20 protein-coding genes are annotated in these 20837 nt (G+C 63.7%); 12 read left to right on the top strand and 8 right to left on the bottom strand.

Translation table 11 applies throughout. The features are described 5' to 3' along the window. Positions 1-29: 29 nt before the first annotated feature. Entirely contained in the window at positions 30-914 is an 885-nt protein-coding gene (locus XH98_RS28770) for an amidohydrolase family protein (RefSeq protein ID WP_057741849.1), read from the bottom strand. Positions 915-1255: 341 nt separating this feature from the next. On the opposite strand from XH98_RS28770, the gene ykgO reads away from it, so the two are divergent. The 3 genes from ykgO to XH98_RS28755 all read left to right on the top strand — a co-directional run bounded on the left by ykgO (position 1256) and on the right by XH98_RS28755 (position 2524). Continuing rightward, positions 1256-1381 (top strand): type B 50S ribosomal protein L36, encoded by a 126-nt coding sequence (ykgO, locus tag XH98_RS28765; protein WP_006611362.1) that lies wholly within the window; start codon positions 1256-1258, stop codon positions 1379-1381. 118 nt (positions 1382-1499) lie between these two features. Then, positions 1500-2138 (top strand): tetratricopeptide repeat protein, encoded by a 639-nt coding sequence (locus XH98_RS28760; protein WP_271620611.1) that lies wholly within the window; start codon positions 1500-1502, stop codon positions 2136-2138. A gap of 125 nt (positions 2139-2263) precedes the next feature. Next, on the top strand, positions 2264-2524 hold the full coding sequence (locus XH98_RS28755; protein ID WP_220002451.1) for a hypothetical protein: 261 nt from the start codon (positions 2264-2266) through the stop codon (positions 2522-2524). Between the two features lie 6 nt (positions 2525-2530). On the opposite strand, the gene XH98_RS28750 is transcribed toward XH98_RS28755, so the two are convergent. Further along, positions 2531-2713: a hypothetical protein gene (locus tag XH98_RS28750; protein ID WP_057741840.1), complete on the bottom strand. Its 183-nt coding sequence runs from the start codon at positions 2711-2713 to the stop codon at positions 2531-2533. Between the two features lie 329 nt (positions 2714-3042). Here XH98_RS28750 and XH98_RS28745 point away from each other — a divergent pair, with 329 nt between their 5' ends. Beyond that, the gene (locus tag XH98_RS28745) at positions 3043-3999 is read left to right on the top strand and encodes an alpha/beta fold hydrolase (RefSeq protein ID WP_271600725.1); all 957 of its coding nucleotides are present in this window, start codon (positions 3043-3045) and stop codon (positions 3997-3999) included. Positions 4000-4017: 18 nt separating this feature from the next. Here the strand turns inward: XH98_RS28745 and cycA are convergent, their stop codons facing one another. After that, complete coding sequence (cycA, locus tag XH98_RS28740) at positions 4018-4413, bottom strand: cytochrome c-550 CycA (protein ID WP_271620610.1); 396 nt, start codon at positions 4411-4413, stop codon at positions 4018-4020. A 227-nt stretch (positions 4414-4640) separates the two neighbouring features. On the opposite strand from cycA, the gene XH98_RS28735 reads away from it, so the two are divergent. The 5 genes from XH98_RS28735 to XH98_RS28715 all read left to right on the top strand — a co-directional run bounded on the left by XH98_RS28735 (position 4641) and on the right by XH98_RS28715 (position 10639). Further along, positions 4641-6134 carry an FAD-linked oxidase C-terminal domain-containing protein gene (locus XH98_RS28735; RefSeq protein ID WP_271600724.1) on the top strand — a complete coding sequence of 498 codons (1494 nt, stop codon included), beginning with the start codon at positions 4641-4643 and terminating at the stop codon, positions 6132-6134. Positions 6135-6199: 65 nt separating this feature from the next. Beyond that, positions 6200-7435, top strand: a complete 1236-nt coding sequence (locus tag XH98_RS28730; protein WP_271620609.1) for an FAD-binding protein — start codon at positions 6200-6202, stop codon at positions 7433-7435. Then, positions 7432-8754, top strand: a complete 1323-nt coding sequence (gene glcF / locus XH98_RS28725; protein WP_271620608.1) for a glycolate oxidase subunit GlcF — start codon at positions 7432-7434, stop codon at positions 8752-8754. Before XH98_RS28730 ends, glcF begins: the two co-directional genes overlap by 4 nt. 69 nt (positions 8755-8823) lie before the next feature. Continuing rightward, positions 8824-9201, top strand: coding sequence for a histone (locus XH98_RS28720; protein WP_271620607.1), 378 nt, complete (start codon positions 8824-8826; stop codon positions 9199-9201). A gap of 418 nt (positions 9202-9619) precedes the next feature. Further along, positions 9620-10639 (top strand): TorF family putative porin, encoded by a 1020-nt coding sequence (locus tag XH98_RS28715; RefSeq protein ID WP_271600720.1) that lies wholly within the window; start codon positions 9620-9622, stop codon positions 10637-10639. Between the two features lie 212 nt (positions 10640-10851). On the opposite strand, the gene XH98_RS28710 is transcribed toward XH98_RS28715, so the two are convergent. After that, on the bottom strand, positions 10852-12615 hold the full coding sequence (locus XH98_RS28710; protein ID WP_271600719.1) for an ABC transporter ATP-binding protein/permease: 1764 nt from the start codon (positions 12613-12615) through the stop codon (positions 10852-10854). A 313-nt stretch (positions 12616-12928) separates the two neighbouring features. Between XH98_RS28710 and XH98_RS28705 the strand changes: the two genes are divergently transcribed. Both XH98_RS28705 and XH98_RS28700 read left to right on the top strand, forming a co-directional pair. Continuing rightward, on the top strand, positions 12929-14593 hold the full coding sequence (locus XH98_RS28705; RefSeq protein WP_271600718.1) for an L-lactate permease: 1665 nt from the start codon (positions 12929-12931) through the stop codon (positions 14591-14593). A gap of 135 nt (positions 14594-14728) precedes the next feature. Next, positions 14729-15127, top strand: coding sequence for an META domain-containing protein (locus XH98_RS28700; RefSeq protein ID WP_271600717.1), 399 nt, complete (start codon positions 14729-14731; stop codon positions 15125-15127). A gap of 116 nt (positions 15128-15243) precedes the next feature. Here XH98_RS28700 and XH98_RS28695 read toward each other — a convergent pair whose 3' ends face one another. The 3 genes from XH98_RS28695 to XH98_RS28685 all read right to left on the bottom strand — a co-directional run bounded on the left by XH98_RS28695 (position 15244) and on the right by XH98_RS28685 (position 18740). Continuing rightward, positions 15244-16449, bottom strand: a complete 1206-nt coding sequence (locus XH98_RS28695) for a hypothetical protein (RefSeq protein WP_271600716.1) — start codon at positions 16447-16449, stop codon at positions 15244-15246. A 137-nt stretch (positions 16450-16586) separates the two neighbouring features. After that, positions 16587-18218 carry a chaperonin GroEL gene (gene groL, locus XH98_RS28690; protein ID WP_057741796.1) on the bottom strand — a complete coding sequence of 544 codons (1632 nt, stop codon included), beginning with the start codon at positions 18216-18218 and terminating at the stop codon, positions 16587-16589. Positions 18219-18443: 225 nt separating this feature from the next. Next, the gene (locus XH98_RS28685) at positions 18444-18740 is read right to left on the bottom strand and encodes a co-chaperone GroES (protein ID WP_014491914.1); all 297 of its coding nucleotides are present in this window, start codon (positions 18738-18740) and stop codon (positions 18444-18446) included. A gap of 318 nt (positions 18741-19058) precedes the next feature. Here XH98_RS28685 and XH98_RS28680 point away from each other — a divergent pair, with 318 nt between their 5' ends. Beyond that, on the top strand, positions 19059-19577 hold the full coding sequence (locus tag XH98_RS28680) for a hypothetical protein (RefSeq protein ID WP_271600715.1): 519 nt from the start codon (positions 19059-19061) through the stop codon (positions 19575-19577). Between the two features lie 184 nt (positions 19578-19761). On the opposite strand, the gene XH98_RS28675 is transcribed toward XH98_RS28680, so the two are convergent. After that, positions 19762-20526, bottom strand: coding sequence for a protein phosphatase CheZ (locus XH98_RS28675; RefSeq protein ID WP_057741789.1), 765 nt, complete (start codon positions 20524-20526; stop codon positions 19762-19764). Positions 20527-20837: the final 311 nt, after the last annotated feature.

Genomic DNA, 20837 nt, shown 5'->3' with positions numbered 1-20837 from the left:
GGCAATGGGCGGACGTCGTGAGGTCGCGCCTAGATCCCCAAAATCTTGCGCGCGTTGGCCTTCAGCACCTTCGGCCTGATGTCGTCGCGGATGTCGATCTTGGCGAAGTCGGACAGCCAGCGGTCCGGCGTGATCACAGGCCAGTCCGAGCCGAACAGCATCTTGTCCTGCAGGATCGAGTTGATGTAGCGCACCAGGATCGGCGGGAAATACTTTGGCGACCAGCCGGAGAGGTCGATATAGACGTTCGGCTTGTGGGTCGCGACCGAGAGCGCCTCTTCCTGCCAGGGGAAGGAGGGGTGGGCGAGGATGATCTTGAGGTCGGGGAAATCAGCCGCGACGTCGTCCATGTACATCGGGTTGGAATATTTCAGCCGCATGCCCATGCCGCCCGGCATGCCCGAGCCGACGCCGGTCTGGCCGGTGTGAAACAGCGCGATCGCGCCGCCATTGTTGATCTCTTCATAGAGCGGATAGGCCATGCGGTCGTTGGCGTAGAAGCCCTGCATGGTCGGATGGAATTTGAAGCCGCGCACGCCGTATTCCTCGATCAGCTTGCGCGCCTCACGCACCCCTAACTTGCCCTTGTGCGGGTCGATCGAGACGAAGGGGATGAGGACGTCGAGATGGTCGGAGGCGATCTCCAGCATCTCCTCATTCTTGTAGCGGCGGAAGCCGGTCTCGCGCTCGGCATCGACGGGGAAGATCACCGCGGCGATGTTCTTGGAGCGGTAATAGGCCGCGGTCTCCGGCACGGTCGGCGGATGCTTGTGCGGCGACTTAAAATACTCCGCCATCTGCGCCTGGAAATCGTCATAGCCGTCGTCGGGATGGGTGCCGCAGGGCTCCTCGGCATGGGTGTGGATGTCGATGGCGACGACCTTGTCGATATCAGGCAGCTTCAGCTTGGGCATTTGTGTCCTCCCGACGGGTTGCCAAATTGATTATAGAATATAACGAATTTGGCAAGGCGTCGCCGGCGGGAAATCGCCGGCCCGCGAAGATCTTTGCAGGGTCTCGCCGCGGCTGGATAGAATCGGGCCGATCCGGCCGCTTCTACTGTGCATGGGGTTGTTTTCGCGATTTGGTCGTTGGGAACCGGCCAGTTAACATTGACATGACCTCCCGCCATGCCTTAAGAACCGCCCCGTCCCGGGCGGCCGGTCCGCCAGCGGGAAAGATCTCATTTTGCCACATTCGCGCGTGCCGAAACGGTAGTGCCGAACACGGCCTTTCGAACGTCCAGGATTCTGCCATGAAGGTCCGTAACTCGCTGAAGTCGCTGCGCGGTCGCCATCGCGCCAACCGCCTGGTCCGCCGCAAGGGCCGGGTCTATGTGATCAACAAGGTGCAGCGCCGCTTCAAGGCTCGCCAAGGCTGATCAGCAAAGGCTGATTGCCCGGCGGTCGCCCCGCGCGCCCCCGCAAGACCACGGTCTCACGCGAGTTTGACGCCGCCTTTGCTTTGCAAGGGCGGCTGTGCGCGTTTACACTTTCACCATGACCGTGAGATTCCCTTTCGCGCGCACGCTGTGGCTGGCCCTGGTTCTCGGCACTGCCGGCCTCGCGCCGGCGCTGGCGCAGAATGATGCGGCCCCGCCGGCGAAGCAGCAGAAGAAGCTGCCCGAGGCGCCGGCCAAGCTGCCCAAGGCCGACCGCACCAAGAATCTCGATTTCCTGTTCGGCGCGCTCAAGGCTGCGCCTGATGAGGTCAGCGCCAAGCATGTCGAGGCGCGGATCTGGGCGATCTGGCTGCAGACCCCCAGCGACACCGCCGCGCTCTTGATGACGCGGGCCAAGGCGGCGGTCGATGCGCAGAAGATCGACGTCGCGATCAAGCTGCTCGATTCCGTCGTCAAGCTCCGGCCCGACTACATCGAAGCCTGGAATCGTCGCGCCACGCTCTATTACATGCAGAACGACTATGCTCGCTCGCTCGCCGACATCCGCGAGGTGCTGACCCGCGAGCCCCGCCATTTCGGTGCGCTCGCAGGCCTCGGCATGATCATGCAGGACGTCGGTGACGAGAAACGCGCGCTCGAGGCCTATCGCAAGGCGCTCGCCGTCAATCCGCACCTGGAGAAGATCCCTGAACAGGTAAAGGCCTTGACCGAGAAGGTCGAAGGCCGCGACATCTAGCCGATATTTCGATCATCTTTCGAGCGGTTGCGGCGCGTGGAGATTAACCACGATCGCAAGCGCAGTGTCGCAAGGACTATTGCCGGCGGTGCCGCAGGTTTACCTGCATGGCAGGGAGCACAGCCATGAAGCGCTTGATCTTTGCTTGTAGCTTGCTGTTGGCGTCGGGAACGATCAGCCTCGCCAACGGGCTGTTCTGGGTGGTCGGCAATCGCGCCACCGGCAAATGCAACATCGTGACCAGCAATCCGGTCATCTACGGCGACATCTGGTTCGGCGACGGTCCCTACAAATCCAAGGACGACGCCAAGCTCGCGCGCTCGACCATCCGCGCCTGTCCCGTGCTCACGCCAGACGAGCAAAAGGCCGAGGACGGCGCCGGCTAGCCTGGGCTAGTGCAGGACGTTGGTGCCGCGCTCGGCGAAACCGCGATCGGCCGCCGCAGCGTAGGCCTTGGCGAGTTCGGTCTCGAGATGCTCGTTGATAAGCAGCAGCGCCCGCACCGCACCGCGCAGATCGCCGTTGCAGCTTGCGACGATCTCGTCGATTGCGGTGTCATTCGATCTGAAGCTCATCGAAAATCCTCCGGTTCAAACCAGGACAATCTTGCCGGTCTTTCCTGCATCCCCTGAGGATGCGAGGAGGGATCGGCGCCCATCCGCGTCTAGATGGCGGAACCGACCGTGGCGATTGTAAGGACGGCGCGATGACGACGGCATGAAGCTGGTCGGAGGCTTGTGTGTCATTCAGCTGCAGCATTGATTTTATTGTATTTTTTAGTCCGGCAATTATGCACATATCCACAGGGCAGCATTTCCGGTGGAAGCCCTGAGCCTCCCCGCGCGAAACTGCCGTCTGCGTCATTCGTAACTGCCATGTGCCCAGGATCGTCCGGACTGTCCTCATGATCGTTTTATCAGCCGTGACGGCGCTGGCCCTGCTCGCGCTGGTCACGCAGGCCGGAATCGTCCTGGTGCAACGCTCCTTTCCGCCGCAGGGCCGGATGATCGAGGTCGAGGGTGCAACGCTGCACGTCGTCGACATCGGCCCGCGCGATGCGGGATTGCCGATCGTCATGCTGCACGGAGCAAGCTCCAATCTCGAAGTGATGCGGCGACCGCTCGGCGACATGCTCGCCAGGGATCATCGCGTCATCCTGATCGACCGGCCCGGGCACGGCTGGAGCACGCGTGCGCGACGGCAGGATTCGACGCCTCAGATTCAGGCGCGGATGATCGACGAGGCGCTTGGCAAGCTCGGAATCGATCGCGCCGTTTTCGTCGTGCATTCCTGGAGCGGTGCGCTGGGCGCGCGGCTGGCGCTCGATCATGCAAGCCGCGTCGCCGGTCTCGTCATGCTGGCACCGGTGACCCATCCCTGGCGCGGCGGCGTCGGCCGCTACAACGAGATCATCGCAACACCTGTCATCGGCCCGCTGCTCGCCTCCACCATCACGCTGCCGCTGGGCTTGTTCGTCACCGAATCGGGCGCACGCAACGTCTTCTTGCCGCAGACGATGCCTGATGGATTCGTGAAGGAGTCCGCGACGCCGCTATTGCTGCGGCCGCGCGAATTCATCGCCAATGCCTATGATCTGGTGACGCTCAAGGAATCGGTGGCCGCGCAGGCTCCGCGCTACGGCGAGATCAGAGTGCCGGTCACGATCATCGCAGGCGCGCCCGACAAGACGGTGAGGACCGACGTCCACGCGCGCCCTTTCGCCGCGACGGTCGCAAATGCAAAGCTGATCGTGCTGCCAGATCTCGGCCACATGGTGCAGAATGCCGTGCCGGATCTGGTGAAGACCGAGATCGAGACGATGATCGGTCGCATTGCCCCGGCGCAGGCGGCCGCCGATTAGCGGCCGCCGTATGTCCGCCTACTGCTTGACCTTTCCGTCCTTGTCGAACTGGGAGATGAAGGACCAGAGATTGTTGATCTCGGTTTCGTTCTTGATGCCGGCGAACGCCATCTTGGTGCCGGGGATCTTGGCCTTCGGATCCTTGATGTATTCCTTGAACTGCGCCTCGTTCCAGGTGATGCCGGAATTCTTGTTCGCATCGGAATAATTGTAGTCGGGCGCGGTGCCGGACTTGCGGCCGTCGAGGCCGTTGAGCTCGGGGCCGACCTTGTTCTTGGCGCCTTCGCCGATGGCGTGGCAGGCCAGACACTTGTTGAACGACGATTTGCCGGCCGCGACATCCTGCGCCATCGCGGTGGAGGCTAAGGCAGTCATGGCAAGGGCAACCAACGCGCCGAAAGTCAATTTTTTCATAGCTCTTCGTCTCTTCCCGGGGTCAGAGGGGGGGATCGTGGTTTTTGGCAGGTCCGATGCACGTGGACAAGCCGCCAAACCCTGACAGGTTTCCTGATAGCAGACTTGCCTCAGAGAGAACTTGCGTTGCGACAAAGCAATGCGACCTTCGGAGGACCCTACCCAAACGTGGGCAGACATGATTGATTTGCCGGAACAAATTCCAATGCCCGAAGAAGGTTTGCAACATGGCCATCATGATGCCCGCGAGCGATCAGGCGGTGCTGGCGCGCCGCAGGGAGATCGTCGCCGCCTTGCGCGCAATCGTGCCCGGCGAGGGCGTGATCGATACGCCTGCCGAGATGCGGGCCTATGAATCCGACGGGCTGACCGCCTACCGGCAGCCGCCGATGGTCGTGGTGCTGCCCGATACGACCGAGCAGGTCTCGCTCGTTCTGAAATATTGTGCCGCCCATGGCATCAAGGTGGTGCCGCGCGGCTCGGGCACGTCGCTATCGGGCGGCGCGCTGCCGCTCGAGGACGGCGTGCTGCTCGGCCTCGGCAAGTTCAAGCGCATCCGCGAGATCGATTTCGACAACCGTGTCGTCGTCACCGAGCCAGGCGTCACCAATCTCGCCATCAGCCAGGCCGTCGCGCATGCCGGCTTCTACTATGCGCCAGATCCGTCCTCGCAGATCGCCTGCTCGATCGGTGGCAATGTCGCGGAAAATTCCGGCGGCGTGCATTGCCTGAAATACGGCATGACCACCAACAACGTGCTCGGTTGCGAGATTGTCCTGATGAGCGGCGAGATCCTGCGCATCGGCGGCAAGGGGTGCGAGAATTCCGGCTATGATCTGATGGGCGTCATCACCGGCTCGGAAGGCCTGCTCGGCGTCATCACCGAGATCACCGTGCGCATCCTGCAGAAGCCGGAGACGGCGCGCGCGCTGATGGTCGGCTTCGCCGAGGTCGAGGCGGCCGGCGAATGCGTGGCGCGCATCATCGGGGCCGGCATCATTCCCGGTGGCATGGAGATGATGGACAAGCCGGCGATCCACGCCGCGGAGGCCTTCGTCCATGCCGGCTATCCGCTGGATGTGGAGGCGCTGCTGATCATCGAGCTCGACGGTCCCAAGATCGAGGTCGACGAGTTGATCACGCGCGTCGAGACCATCGCAAATGCCTGTGGCTCGACCACCTGCCAGATCTCGACCTCGGAGGCCGAGCGCAACCTGTTCTGGGCCGGCCGCAAGGCCGCGTTCCCCGCAGTCGGCCGCATCTCGCCCGATTATCTCTGCATGGACGGTACCATTCCGCGCGGCGCGCTGCCGAAGGCGCTGGCGCGCATCCGCGAGCTCGGCGAAAAATACCAGCTCGGCTGCGCCAACGTGTTCCACGCCGGCGACGGCAATCTGCATCCGCTGATCCTCTACGATGCCAACAAGCCCGGTGAGATCGAGCGCGCCGAAGCCTTCGGCGCCGACATCCTGCGCGCCTGCGTCGAGTTCGGCGGCGTGCTCACCGGCGAGCACGGCGTCGGCATCGAGAAGCGCGATCTCATGGGCGACATGTTCACCGAGATCGACCTCAACCAGCAGCAACGGTTGAAATGCGCCTTCGACGCGCAAGGCCTGCTCAATCCCGGAAAAGTGTTTCCGACCCTGCACCGCTGCGCGGAACTCGGCCGCATGCATGTGCACGCGGGCAAGCTGGCGTTTCCGGACATTCCGCGGTTCTAGCGCTCATCGTCGCTGCAATGCGCCAGATTTGCTTTCCGCTCTAAACTTGGATACCGCCTTCTCCCGTGGATACGCTCAAGGTCAGAGACGCCAAAGACGTCGAAGAGGTGGTGCGCGCGGCAATTGCCAACGAGCAGCCGCTCGAGATTGTCGGCCATGGCGGTAAGCGCAGCATCGGGCACACGATGGCGACCAATGCCGTGCTCGACGTCTCCGCGCTGAATGCGGTCACATCCTACGAGCCGAACGAATTGATCGTCACGCTCCAGGCCGGTGCGCCGCTGGCGGACGTGCTGTCGCTGATCGACGCCAAGAACCAGCAATTCGCTTTTGAGCCTGTTAACACCGCGCCGCTGCTCGGCACGCCCGTCTCAGGAACCATCGGCGGCATGATCGCGGCAGGGCTTGCAGGCCCACGCCGGATCAAGGCGGGCGGGGCGCGCGATCATCTCCTCGGGGCGCATGCCGTCTCCGGCTTCGGCGACAGTTTTAAAACCGGCGGCAGGGTGGTGAAAAACGTCACCGGCTATGACCTCTGCAAGCTCCTCGCGGGATCCTGGGGCACGCTGTCCGTCATGACCGAAGTGACGCTGAAGGTGATGCCGAAGCCGGAAGCGGAGCGGACGCTGCTGCTCCGCGGCCTCGACGATGCTGACGCGAACAAGGCGATGACCGTGGCCCTCGGCTCCCCCTACGACGTCTCCGGCGCCGCGCATCTGCCGAAATCGGCGCTGCGGACCAGGACTGACGAGCTCGGCGATATCGCCGGCCAGGGCGAGGCGGTGACCGCGCTGCGGCTCGAGGGCATCACGGCCTCCGCCACTCACCGGGCCGGATCGTTGCGCGAGTTGCTGGCGCCGTTCGGCGCGGCGACCCTGATCGAGGATGCCGCCTCGTCGGTGCTATGGGCCGCCATCCGCGATGTGCTGCCGTTTGCTGCCAGCGGCGCGCTCGGCGCTTGGCCGGTGTGGCGGATCGTCTGCCCGCCAGCCTCGGGGGCGCTGCTCGGCACGCAATTGGCGCGCGAGACCGGAGGCGATGTGATCTATGACTGGGGCGGCGGGCTGATCTGGGCGGCACTGCCGCCGAAGGCCGACGCGCATGCCCCCTCCGTGCGCCAGCGTGTTGATGCAGTCGGCGGGCATGCCACGCTGATCCGGGCGGTTGAGGACGTCAGGCGCAGCGTCGACGTGTTCCATCCGCAGGCGCCCGGCGTCGCCGCGTTGAGCGAACGGGTCCGCGCCAGCTTCGATCCGAAGTCGATTCTGAACCGGGGACGCCTAAGGCGGGCTACGGCATGAAGACCGAATTCTCACTCGTCCAGCTTGCTGACCCCGACATCGCGGAAGCCGACAAGATCCTGCGCGCCTGCGTCCATTGCGGCTTCTGCACCGCGACCTGTCCGACCTACGTCCTGCTCGGCGACGAACTCGATAGCCCGCGCGGCCGCATCTATCTGATCAAGCAGATGCTGGAGCAGGACCAGGCGCCGACGCCAGAGGTGGTCAAGCATGTCGATCGCTGTCTGTCGTGCCTGGCTTGTATGACGACCTGCCCGTCCGGGGTGAACTACATGCATCTCGTCGACCAGGCCCGGGTCCGGATCGAGCAGCGCTATCAGCGCCCGCTCGCCGAGCGGCTGTTGCGCCGCCTGCTGGCCTTCGTCCTGCCGGACCCGCGATGGTTTCGCATCAGCATGCGGCTGGCACAGCTGGCCCGGCCCCTTGCCGTCTTCCTGCCGACCCCGCGGCCCTCGGCCACGCCAGGCCTGGTTCAGCGTCTCAAGGCGATGCTGGCGTTGGCTCCCGGCCGGCTGCCGGCGCCGGGTGCTCCTCCTGGCAGCGTGTTCGCGGCGCTCGGCAAGAAGCGGGGCCGGGTCGCGCTGCTCCAGGGCTGTGCCCAGCAGGTGCTGGCGCCGCGCATCAACCAGGCTGCCATCAGCCTTCTCACCCGCCACGGCATCGAGGTCGTCCTGGTCAAGGACGAGCAATGCTGCGGCGCGCTCACCCATCACCTCGGAGACGACGAGGATGCGCTGGCGCGCGCCCGCGCCAATGTCGCGGCGTGGCACAGGGAGGCCGCGGGCGAGGGGCTCGATGCCATCCTGGTGACGACGTCCGGCTGCGGCACCGTCATCAAGGATTACGGCTATCTGCTGCGCGAGGACGCCGTGTTCGCAGCCGATGCGGCAAAGGTGTCCGCGCTTGCGAAAGACATCACCGAATATGTCGCTGATCTCAGCCTTGCGCCGAGCACGCAACAGGACAACATCGTCGTCGCCTATCACTCCGCATGTTCGTTGCAGCACGGGCAGAAAATCACGGGCCTTCCGAAAGAATTGCTTTCCAAGAATGGATTCGTGGTGAAAGATGTGCCGGAGAGCCATTTGTGTTGCGGTTCGGCGGGGACTTACAACATTCTCCAGCCCGAGCTTGCGGGGAGGTTGCGCGATCGCAAGGTCGCCAACATCGCAAGCGTGAAGCCGGACATGATTGCCGCAGGCAATATCGGCTGCATGGTGCAGATTGCCGGTGGCACGTCAGTTCCGGTCGTACACACGATTGAGCTTCTCGATTGGGCTACGGGCGGGTCGCGGCCGGCATTGAAGGCGTCGAGCTGAACCTTCGTCCCGAGGTGACGGCTGAAGGCGCCCGATCCACCATAGTTCGGCGGCAACAGGAGGACCACGATGGCGAAAGCGAGCAAGAAGAAAAGCAAGAAGGCCAAAAAAGCCAAAAAGGCCAAGAAGGTTGTAGCGACGAAGAAGGCGACGAAGAAGAAGGCGGCCAAGAAGTCTGCCAAGAAGTCCGCCAAGAAGGCCGCGAAGAAATCGGCCAAGAAGGCAGCACCGAAGAAGACAGCGAAGAAAGCCGCTGCCAAGAAGGCGGCGCCGAAGAAGGCCGCCAAGACGACCGCAACGAAAGCGGCACCGAAGAAGGCGAAGGCAGCTCCCGCGCCGAAGCCGGCGGCCCCGGTAGCCGCGCCGGCCCCCGAGCCGGCCGCTGAGACAAGCTGGGCGATGCCTTCGTCTTCTGCGGAATCAACGCCGGCCGAAGGGCAGGGTTAGGTCGAAGGCCAGGTCCACCGGACCAGGCTTCCCCCCGGGCGACCGGTCGACAGCAGGAAGGCCGCAGCGGCGACGCTGCGGCCTTTTTGCCACCTCCGTCAGAGGCTGCCGGAGGCTGCCCGTTTTTGAGTCACCTGATTCGTAGCGTGCGTGCCGGGGAGCGGGGATCTCCGTAGTATCCCGGGCATCTCAGCGCACTTTGCCGTGAAAATAATGTGATCGAGAAGCAACACCCACCGACAACCTTTCGTGGAATCGCCAGAACGCCTAAAAAGTCGGCAGATGCTTGTGTTTTTTGCTTCTCGCTTTGCGTTCCACCATCCAGATTGCCTCAGTTATGAAATTTGCAATCAGGTCGGGTGCCCCGGGGGGCTTCCGGAGCTCGACCGGGGTTTAGAACTTGGTGATGGGGATCGAAATGAAAAAAGTGACTTTGTTGGCAACGGCGCTGGCAATGGTGACCGGGTCGGCTTTCGCGGCGGACATGCCTGTGAAGGCCCTGAAGGCTCCTCCGCCGCCTGCGTTCGATCCCTGGGATATCGCCTTCGGCGGCGCCCTCATGAACGACTACATCTTCCGCGGCGTGACCCAGTCGAACCATAAGCCCTCGGTCGCCGCCTATTTCGAGCCGCGCTACAACGTCACCAAGGACCTGCAGCTCTATGTCGGCGTGTCCGGCGAGAGCATCTCGTTCGCCAACCGCGCCGCAGCCGAGATCGACGTCTACGGCGGTATCCGCCCGACCTTTGGTGCTTTCGCCTTCGATATCGGTGTTTGGGGCTACCTGTATCCCGGTGGGAACTGCGCCGACAGCGTGCTGACCGGTGGTGTTCCCGGTGGCGGCGTCTGCCCCGTCAGCAGCAACACGATCTTCCTCGCCGATGGCAACGTCATGAAGAAGGATGTCAGCTTCTTCGAAGTCTACGGCAAGATGACTTACACCATCAACGACAATTGGTCGGTCGGTGTGAACGAGTACTACTCGCCGAACTTCCTGAATTCGGGTGCTTGGGGCGACTACGCCTCGATCACCGCCAAGTACACTGCGCCCAGCACCATCTTCGGTTCGAGTGGCGTCGGCATGTACGTGTCGGGTGAGTTCGGTCGCCAGTTCCTCGGTACCAGCGATTCGTTCTACGGTACCACCTTCACCAATCCCGGCTTCGCTGGCCCGTTCCCGAACGGCATCAAATACGCCGACTACAACACCTGGAATATCGGCATCGGCTTCACCTACAAGGTGTTCACGCTGGATCTGCGTTACTCCGACACCGATCTGAACAAGGGCAATTGCAACGCCTTCACCAGCGCCTTCAATGGTTCAGGCAGCAACAATATCACCGCGATCAACCCGACCGGCGTCGGCTCCAACTGGTGCGGCGCGGCCGGTATCGCCAAGCTGTCCTTCGACCTGACGGCGATGACCAACCTGAAGTAAGCTTTATTCCGAGACTGACTAACAAGGGCGGCAGAGCGATCTGCCGCCCTTTTGCTTTGGGGGCTTTGTTTTGGGGAGAGCGCGTAGCCTGGATGGAGCGCAGCGAAATCCGGGGTCTATCGGCGCGGCGAGATATCCCGGATTGCGCGGAGCCTGTCATCGGGCGGTGCTTCGCGCCGACCCGTTGGCCTCATCCGGGCACCCCCTCGCCCTCAACGCGCCGTGCTCGGCTCCGGTTCGGCGGGGGCACCGTCCTTGCCCAGCACGTGGATCGGGCCGTCCTTCACCATCGCCACCTTGCGGGTGTGGAAGGCATCGAGCGTCGAGCGATGGCCGATCGAGACGATGGTGGCCTGCGGCAGCTTCTCCGCCAGCAGCCGGTAGAGGCGGGCCTCCGACGGTTCGTCGAGCGAGGCGGTGGCCTCGTCCAGGAACAGATAGTCCGGCGCATGCAGCAGCGCGCGGGCGAGCCCGAGGCGCTGCTGCTCCCCGAGCGACAGCATCCGGTTCCAGTGCCCGTCTTCGCCGAGCCGATCGGCGAGGTCCGGCAGGCCGACCGATACCACCGCATCGCGGATCTGGGCTGCCTGGAACGCGCCGGGCGCTGCCGGATAGATCACGGCATCGCCGAGCGCGCCGACCGGGAAATAGGGGCGTTGCGGCAGCATCATCAGCTTCGCCTTGGCGGGGATGACGATGCTGCCGGTGCCGAACGGCCAGATGCCGGCAATCGCCCGGAACAGTGTCGACTTGCCGGCGCCCGACGGCCCGGTCACAAGCACGCGCTCCGGCGTCTGGATGGCGAAGCCGTCGGCTGCGACCAGTGGCGTGCCGTTGGGAAGATACACGCAAAGCTTCTCAAGCCCGATATTGCGGCCGCCGCCGGCCGCCCTGAGTTCGATCGTGGCCTCGTGCGCCGGCAGGTTCGTCGCCGAATTGACCGACATCTCGAAGCCGTCGAGACGGGCGACGATCGAGCGCCATTCCGCCAGCGACCGATAGGCCGTGACGAAGAACGACAGGGCACCTTGCACGCTCGAAAACGCCGATGCCGTCTGCATCATGTCGCCGAGCTGGATCTTCTTGGCAAAGAAGGCCGGTGCGACCAGCACGTAGGGAAAGATCACGGCGGCCTGTTGATAGCTCGCCGTGAACATCGTGAGGCGCTTGGTCCGGCTCATGATCGCGTACCAATTGCCGATCACGAAGCCGAAGCGGTCCAGCAGGCGACCGCGCTCGGCGCCTTCGCCCTTCAGCAGTGCGATCTGCTCGGAGTTTTCGCGGACGCGAACGAGATTGAAGCGAAAGTCAGCCTCGAAGCGCTGCTGCTCGAAATTGAGGTTGACCAGCGGTGCGCCGATCCAGTGCGTCAGGGCGGTGCCGAAGATCGCGTAGATCAAGGCACCCCAGCACAGATAGCCCGGGATCATGTAGTCGCTGCCGAACAAATGCAGCGGCGCGGCGTTGGAGAGACCCCAGAGGATGATGACGAAGGAGAACAGCGTCACGATCGATGAGAGCAGGCCGAGGCCGATGGTCAGGGTTTGCTCGACGAAGTTCTTGACGTCTTCGGTGATGCGCTGGTCGGGGTTGTCGGCGGCATCGCCCTTGAGCTGCATGCGATAGTGCGTGGCGCCGCTCAGCCATTCGCCGAGATAATGCCGGGTCAGCCATTGCCGCCAGCGGATCTGGAGCCATTGGTTCAGATAGAGCTTGTAGACGGCGAGCGCGATATAGACCGAGGCGAGGCCGACGAAGATCCAGATCTGCGTGATGAAGGCATCCCAGTCGCTGGCCTGGAGCGCACTGTAGAACCGGTTCTGCCACTGGTTCACCAGCACGTCGATGGCGACGAGTGCCAGCTCCATGGTGACGACTGCCGCAAGCAGGCCGCGACCGGCCCATTTGTCCTCCGATCGGAAATAGGGGATGGCGATTCGCCAGACGATCGCGAGCGTGGCGCGGATGTTGTTCACAGAGCGAGATCTCCTGAGGGATATTCACAGCGGCCCCGAAGCCAAGCGGCTCGGCCGTAGCGGAAAAGCGGCGCACTTAGACTAAAGTCGCAAGGTCTGCAATTTGCGTTGGCGAGCCGCAGCTTGCAACCCTAGCATGGGCATAACGGCGTGGGGTGGGGGCCTCCAGATTTTCGCGACCTTGTGAGCAGGCGGGAACCGCTGCTTATCCGAGGAATTCGCGTCCAACTCGGGGGTTATCGCTTCCAGCGTCAAGCAGGTCCGGCCGCCCACGCGGGTCACCTGCCGTACACATGCGTGGGGGAGGAAGATCATGTGGAATCAAATCTATGATCCGTTGCACAGTCCCGTGCTGTCGACGATCGCGGCGGCGGTACCCGTCGTCACGCTGCTGGTGCTGATCGCGAGCGGGCGCGTTCAGGCTCACATCGCGGCCATCATCGCCGTGATCGTGACCAACCTGATCACGATCTTCGTGTTCACCATGCCGGCGAACATGTCGATCCGCGCCTCGATCCTCGGCATCGTGACCGGCTTCTTCCCGATCGGCTGGATCGTTCTCAACGTCATCTTCCTCTACCAGGTGACGGTGACCACCGGTCGCTTCGAGCTGCTCAAGCGCGCGGTCGGCGGCGTCACCGAGGATCGGCGGCTGCAATTGCTGCTGATCGCATTTTCGTTCGGCGCGTTCTTCGAGGGCGCCTCGGGCTTCGGTACGCCGGTGGCAATCACCGGTGCCGTGCTGATCGGCCTCGGCTTCTCGCCACTTGCGGCCTCCGGCCTCTCGCTGATCGCCAACACCGCGCCAGTCGCCTTCGGCGCGCTGGGCACGCCGATCCAGGGCCTCGCCTCGGTCACCGGGCTTGACCCCTACATCCTCGGCGCGATGGTCGGACGGCAATTGCCGCTGTTCTCGCTGATCGTGCCGTTCTGGGTGGTGTGGGCGTTCGCGGGCTGGAGAGGCATGAAGGACGTCTGGCCGGCGATCCTCGTCACCGGCGTGTCGTTCGCGGTCCCGCAATTCGTGATCTCGAACTTCGTCAATCCCTGGATCGTCGACATCGGCGCCTCGCTGATCTCGATGGGCGCGCTGATCCTGTTCCTGAGGGTCTGGCGACCGAAGCAGCTCTGGCTGTCGCCGGCACTGCGCGGACATGATGAATCGGCCGCGACGATGGCGACGGCCAAGCCGCTCGACAAGACGCCGCTCACCGAGAGCGAGCTGTTCAGCGCACTGCTGCCGTGGATCATCGTCTGCGTCGTGATGCTGATCTGGGGCAACGGAGCCTTCAAGACCTGGGCGAACGGGATCTTCGTCTGGAATTATCCGGTTCCCGAGCTGCACCAGATGATCAACAAGATGCCGCCGGTCGCGCCTGCGCCGACCAAGGAAGCGGCGGTGTTCGGCTTCACCTACCTGTCCTTCACCGGCACCGGCATGTTGATCGCGGCGATCATCTCCGGCATCCTGATGGGTGTCGGTCCTGTCAGGCTGCTGGTCGAATACGGACGCACCATCAGGCTGTGCGCGATCTCGTTGATCACGATCTCGGCGATGCTCGCGATCGGCACCTTGACGCGGCTCTCCGGCGTCGACGCGACGCTGGGTCTCGCCTTTGCCGCGACCGGCGTGCTCTACCCCTTCTTCGGCACGCTGCTCGGTTGGTTGGGCGTGGCGCTGACGGGATCGGATACGTCGTCGAACATCCTGTTCGGCAACCTCCAGAAGATCACCTCGCAGCAGCTCGGCCTCTCGCCGATCCTGATGGCGGCGGCGAACTCGTCCGGCGGCGTGATGGGCAAGATGATCGACGCGCAATCGATCGTCGTCGCCTCCACCGCAACCAACTGGTACGGCCACGAAGGCACCATCCTGCGCTTCGTGTTCTGGCACTCGATCGTGCTGGCCTGCCTCGTCGGCGTGTTCGTGACCCTGCAAGCCTATGTCTATCCGTTCACGGAGCTCGTCCTGAAGTAGCAGCGAGGCCCCGCTTCGAGGCAAAATCCCCGCGGGATCGTCCCGCGGGGATTTTTGCGTCGAGCGCCGACGAACCTTCTCAAGGGCTTTGCCGTCTTATAGAAGACCGGCAAATCGGCGTGGTCGAGAGGTCTTATGGTGTTGTTGAAGCGGATAATGTGTGGTGCGGCTGCGTTGCTTGTGATGTCCGTCGGCGCACATTCGGAAGAGGGCTTTCCCTTCGGCGCCGAGATGACGCTGGAGGCCGTGCCGCAGCCCGGCTCGAAGCGGATTCCGAATATCGAGATCGGCGACAATGGCGAGGTCGTGCTCGAGCTCTGGTGCAAGGGCGGCAAGGGTCAGTTCTCGGTGGCCGGCAACACCGTGATCTTCGTCCCCGGCCAGATCCAGGATCGTTCCTGTCCACCGGCCAAAGCTCAGGCCGATGACGAACTCATCGCCGCGCTCGCCGCGGTCGAAACCTGGAAACGCCAGGGCGACATGCTCACGCTGATCGGCCCGAAGACGCTGCGGTTTCGCGAGAACGGGAATTGACCGTTACGTCATTCCGGGGCGCGCGAAGCGCGACCCCCGGAATCCATTGATCAACGGAACAGATGGCGTGATGGATTCCGGGTTCGACGCTAGCGCGTCGCCCCGGAATGACTTCGTCACTTCCACACCGACTTGTCTGCGTCCCAGCGCTGGCCTTTCAGCTCCTTGGCGAGCGCTTCGATCGAGCCGTTGTCGTCGGGCTGGTCGCCTTCCTCATCGGCCGTCGCTTCATCCGAGAGGTTGAGCTTGGCGCCGCTGCTTTCGTCTGATGTCGTGGTCGAGGGGCTGCCGATCCAGACGATCAGCTTGTCCGATGTCCCCGGCTTGTCGGCGGAGACAAGGGTTGAGACCTCGATCGTGTCGGTGAGCTCAAGCGCCGGGAAGTCCTGATTCGGCCGCTTGAACACCAGCTTGAGCTTGCCGGTGGCGGCGTTGAAGCTCTGCGAGACCGGCTTGGCCGCAAGCGTCTTGCTCAGCACGCCGGCGATTGCGCCTGCGAGCTTGTCGCGGTTGATCTTGTCGCCGTCGCGCCAGTCGGCGGCGCCAATGCGGATGGTGCGATCCATTTCCACCAGTCCCGCGGTCCAGCCGGCGGCGGTGACGCCCGGCATCGTCTTGAATTTTGCCAGCAGCGCGGCCGCACGCTCCGGATCGACCGACATGTTGATGGTCTGCTCGCCGGCGCGCAGCGCGTCGCAGCCGACCGTCAGGCTTGCCAGCGTCACCTCGACGTCCTGGCCCTTGAGGCTCTTCAGGAAGTCGGTCGCGGCATCGAGCTTGACCTTGACCGCGATTGCCTCCGGCGAGACTTCGGTAAAGTCCTTCGGTTGGGGCGTAATGCCGTCGTCGGTGGTCTGGTTGTCCAGAAACTCCTTCTCGCTGAGATCGGAATTGTCCGGCGAGGTCACTTCGGTCACGGCCTGGCCGACGCCGATCTGGCCGCGGAACTCAAAGGTGTCGCCGGTGGGCTTGCGCGTGAGCTTGACCGTGACGGGCGCCTTGGCGCCGAGGCTCGTGGTCGTGCCGGTCAAGGTCTGGCCGGAGACCTGGAGATTGACGACGAAGCGGTCCTTGCGATCGGAATTTTTCGCCACGGGATAGCAAACGTCGAGCACGGCCGCGGTGACCGTCTTGCCCTGCCGCGTCTCCTTCAGGATGACGTCGGCGTTGCCGTCCATCAGCCCGTCGATCGAGGTGAAATAGCGCGTCTCGGTGCCGCCGGGCGCCGCGGCCTTCGGCGACAGCTTCATCTGGGCTGATACGAGTCCCGGAGACATGACGAGCAGGCTCGCCAAGAGAGCCGTCGGAAAAAGCGCGCGCATTGACGAAATCCTCAAATCAGAATCGGCGCGCCACCGTAGTGGGTTTTGTCCGCCGGTTGAAGCGCAGGCCATTGTGGGCAAAAAAGAAGGCCGCCCGGAGGCGGCCTTCGCAATAGTTTCAGCGGGAAGGATAGGCTTTAGAAACCGCCCATGCCGCCGCCGGCCGGCATGGCGGGCGCGGCTTCCTTCTTCGGCGTCTCGGCGACCATGGCTTCGGTGGTCACCAGCAGGCCGGCCACGGAGGAGGCGTCCTGCAGCGCGGTGCGCACCACCTTGGCGGGATCGATGATGCCTTTCTCGATCATGTCGACATAGTCCTCGGTCTGGGCGTCGAAGCCGAAGGTCTCGGACTTGTTCTCCAGGATCTTGCCGACCACGATCGAGCCCTCGACGCCGGCATTCTCCGAGATCTGGCGGATCGGAGCTTCCAGCGCCTTCAGCACGATATTGATGCCGGCCTGCACGTCGGCATTGGCGTTGGTGAGACGGCCGACCGCCTTCTTGGCGCGCAGCAAGGTCACGCCGCCGCCGGGGACGATGCCTTCCTGGACCGCGGCACGGGTGGCGTTGAGCGCGTCCTCGACGCGGTCCTTCTTCTCCTTGACCTCGATCTCGGTGGCGCCGCCGACGCGGATCACCGCGACGCCGCCGGCGAGCTTGGCCAGGCGCTCCTGCAGCTTCTCACGGTCGTAGTCCGAGGTGGTCTCCTCGATCTGGGCCTTGATCTGGCCGACGCGGGCCTCGATGTCCGGCTTCTTGCCGGCGCCCTTGACGATCGTGGTGTTCTCCTTGTCGATCACGACCTTGCCGGCGCGGCCGAGCATCTTCACCGTGACGTTCTCGAGCTTCATGCCGAGGTCCTCGGAGATCAGCTGGCCGCCGGTGAGGATGGCGAGGTCTTCCAGCATGGCCTTGCGGCGGTCACCGAAGCCGGGCGCCTTGACGGCGGCGACCTTGAGGCCGCCACGCAGGCGGTTGACGACCAGGGTCGCCAGCGCCTCGCCCTCGACGTCCTCGGCGATGATGACGAGCGGCTTGCCCGACTGCACCACGGCTTCGAGCACCGGCAGCATGGCCTGCAGGCCGGAGAGCTTCTTCTCGTGCAGGAGGATGTAGGCGTCCTCGAGCTCGGCGGTCATCTTCTCGGGGTTGGTGACGAAGTACGGGCTGAGATAGCCGCGATCGAACTTCATGCCCTCGACGATGTCGACTTCGGTGTCGAGCGACTTGTTTTCCTCGACGGTGATGACGCCCTCGTTGCCGACCTTCTGCATCGCCTGCGCGATCATCTTGCCGATGGCCGAATCGCCGTTGGCCGAGATGGTGCCGACCTGGGCGACCTCGGAGGAGGCGGCGACGGGCTTGGCGCGCTTCTCGATGTCCTTGACGACGGCATGGACCGCGGTGTCGATGCCGCGCTTGAGGTCCATCGGATTCATGCCGGCGGCAACCGCCTTGGCGCCTTCGCGCACGATGGCCTGGGCCAGCACGGTCGCGGTGGTGGTGCCGTCGCCGGCGAGGTCGTTGGTCTTGGAGGCAACCTCTCGCACCATCTGGGCGCCCATGTTCTCGAACTTGTCCTCGAGCTCGATCTCCTTGGCGACGGTGACGCCGTCCTTGGTGATGCGGGGCGCACCGAAGCTCTTCTCGATGACGACGTTGCGGCCCTTGGGGCCGAGCGTCACCTTGACGGCGTTGGCGAGAATGTCGACGCCGCGCAGCATGCGATCGCGCGCGTCTCCGGAAAACTTGACGTCCTTGGCAGCCATTGTCTGCAATCCTTCTTAATCCGTGATGTGTCTGTCGCACTCCGTTCGTCATTGCCGGGCTTGACCCGCCTGCGCGGCCGAAGCCGCTTCGGCGTGGCGTAGGCCCGGCAATCCATCTCACTGCGAAGAATGATGGTTGCCCGGGTCATCTAGTGCGAAGACGCGCTTCGCGCTTCTGCCCGGGCATGACGATGAGATATTCAGCGGCCGTTCAGACGGATGGCTCTAGGCCATCACGCCCATGATGTCCGACTCCTTCATGATCAGGAGCTCTTCGTTGTCGATCTTGACCTCGGTGCCCGACCACTTGCCGAACAGCACGCGGTCGCCGACCTTGAGGTCGATCGGGATCAGCTTGCCCGCCTCGTCACGGCCGCCGGGGCCGACGGCGACGACTTCGCCCTGGGACGGCTTTTCCTTGGCGGTGTCGGGGATGATGATGCCGCCCTTGGTCTTTTCCTCGGCGTCGATACGTTTGACCACGACACGGTCATGCAGCGGACGAAATTTGGACTTAGCCATGACGTTTCCCTTTGGAGGCTCGCTTTTCGATAAGCAGCGGAAGTGAGTGGGGGCGGCGCTGCCGTTCTCCCTCTTGCCGAGGGGCGAGCGGCGCGCTTAGCAATCGGTCTTTCCGAGTGCTAATAGGGCGCAGGGGATATGGCTTGGCTGTGATCCTGTCAAGCAAAGGTGGTTAAGCGATTGGTGAGGCGGATATAGGATGGTGGCACTGGAAGCTCGTTCGGGGGAGAGGCGTATCTTAGGACGTCATTGCCCTGGCTGCGGTTTTGCGCTTGGCTGCGGGAGGGATGCGGCCATGGTCTTGTTCGGGGGAATGCCATGATCAGTTCAGCTCACGCGCGCACGCTTACCAACCTGGCGGCGGCCTCTTGCCTGGCGCTGCTGCTGGGGGCCTGCGGCGGCGGCATGAGCCTGCCGTCCTTCTCGTCCCAGCCGGCGCCCGAGGCCGAGCCCGGCGTCGCGCCGGAAATGCCGGCCTCGATCCGCGCCGACGAGATCGTCGGCCGCTGGGGCCTCGCCTCGTTCCAGAACCCGGCCGACCGCGCCCGTACCGAGGCGGCCGCGCGGGCCCAGTGCAAGAACCCCTACGTCATCGGCGCCGGCTCCTCCGGCGGGGTGATCATGCATCTGGCCGACCAGGCCACGCCGCAGGAACTGCGGCTGAAGGGCTCGCCGAGCGGCAAGAACTATATCGGCCCATCCGGCCCGACGCCGGGCGAGCAGGACCGCGAGATCGTCTCCTTCGACGGCCGCGTCATGATCACCCGCTTCGTCGACAAGGACGCCGCCACCCGCTACGGCAACATGGTCTACGTCCGCTGCGCGCCGCGGGCGTGATTCCTCTCCGTCATTCCGGGGCGGTCCGCAGGACCGAACCCGGAATGACGAGATTCTCAGGTGCGCAAATGCGCACCATAGTTCACGCTTCGCGTGCCCCGGAATGACAGTTCGAGAGAAATGAAGGCAACAAAAAACGCCGGCCCTCGGGCCGGCGATTTGTTTTCTCTCTGTCGCGTCGCGCTTAGTCGAACAGCGCGTCGATGTCGTCCTGCGAGGCGTGGCCGACGTCGCCGGCGAGTTTCGGGCCGTTGAGCAGCTTTTCGTCTTCGCTGCGGTTGTCGACATGGACCGGCACGTGGGACTTGATGGCGTCGACGCCACCCCAGATCTCCATCATCGCGTTGATGTGCTGCTCGATGAACTTCATCGTGCTCATGACCTTGCTGATGCGCTGGCCGGTCAGATCCTGGAAGTTGCAGGCCTCGAAGATCGAGATGACGCGTTCCTGGATGTCGTCGGCGAGCCGCTTCTGCTGATCGATCGAGTCCACCTTGGACATCGCGCTCGCCGCCTGGTCGATCGACTCCGCGGCTTCGAGGATCTGCTGGGTCGCCTGTTCGGTGCCGCCGACCACCGCGCCGAGCTCGCCGTTGACCTTGGCCATCTCGCCGCCGTCGAAGCTCTTGCCGTGCAAGGTCGCGATCTCGCGCTTGGTACGGTCGATGGCATCGTGGATGAGGTCGAGCTCGACTTTCAGCTTCTCGCACTGCTCGATCTGGGCGCGATAGGTCTCCAGCAGCGCGCGCGTTTCGGCAACTTCGTGCGCCACGACGGTGTCGCTCTGCGGCTGCGCGGCGTGGCCGCCTCGCGCCATCTGGGCGCGGATCGCGCGCAACTCCGCCATGATTTCGCTATGCATCGGGCCTGCCTCTTCAGTCATGTCCAGAATCGGCATCTCGCCACCGGCGATATCCTCGACACGAAAACGCTTGCGGTGAACAGCCATCAGGATACTCCCCCCACCTCACTCACGCGTCTTTGTAGACAGAAGCGATTTAACACGAGGTTCACGTCCGGAACTGTCGTGCAGCCGCGCGCGACGGCACGCAAACGCACGATTAACCATGAGGCTTTGCCTTTCATCGAAAATAAACGCTGATCGGGAAATTGCAGCGTTGCTCGCGACGTGGTGAATCGAAACGCCTGTTCTGTTTACCAAACGAAACGGAGTTTGCTCTTTATTGACCACGTCGAGGACGCGATCAGCCAGCGCGTTCGGCGGCGAATGCAACTAGACGAAACAGTACAGAGTACGTC

Origin of the sequence: Bradyrhizobium sp. CCBAU 51745 (genome assembly GCF_028128715.1) — a bacterium.
In the GTDB taxonomy this organism is placed as follows: Bacteria; Pseudomonadota; Alphaproteobacteria; order Rhizobiales; family Xanthobacteraceae; genus Bradyrhizobium; species Bradyrhizobium manausense.
The sequence above is the reverse complement of the archived record's forward strand: the minus strand, read 5'-3'. Positions and strand labels throughout refer to the sequence as shown.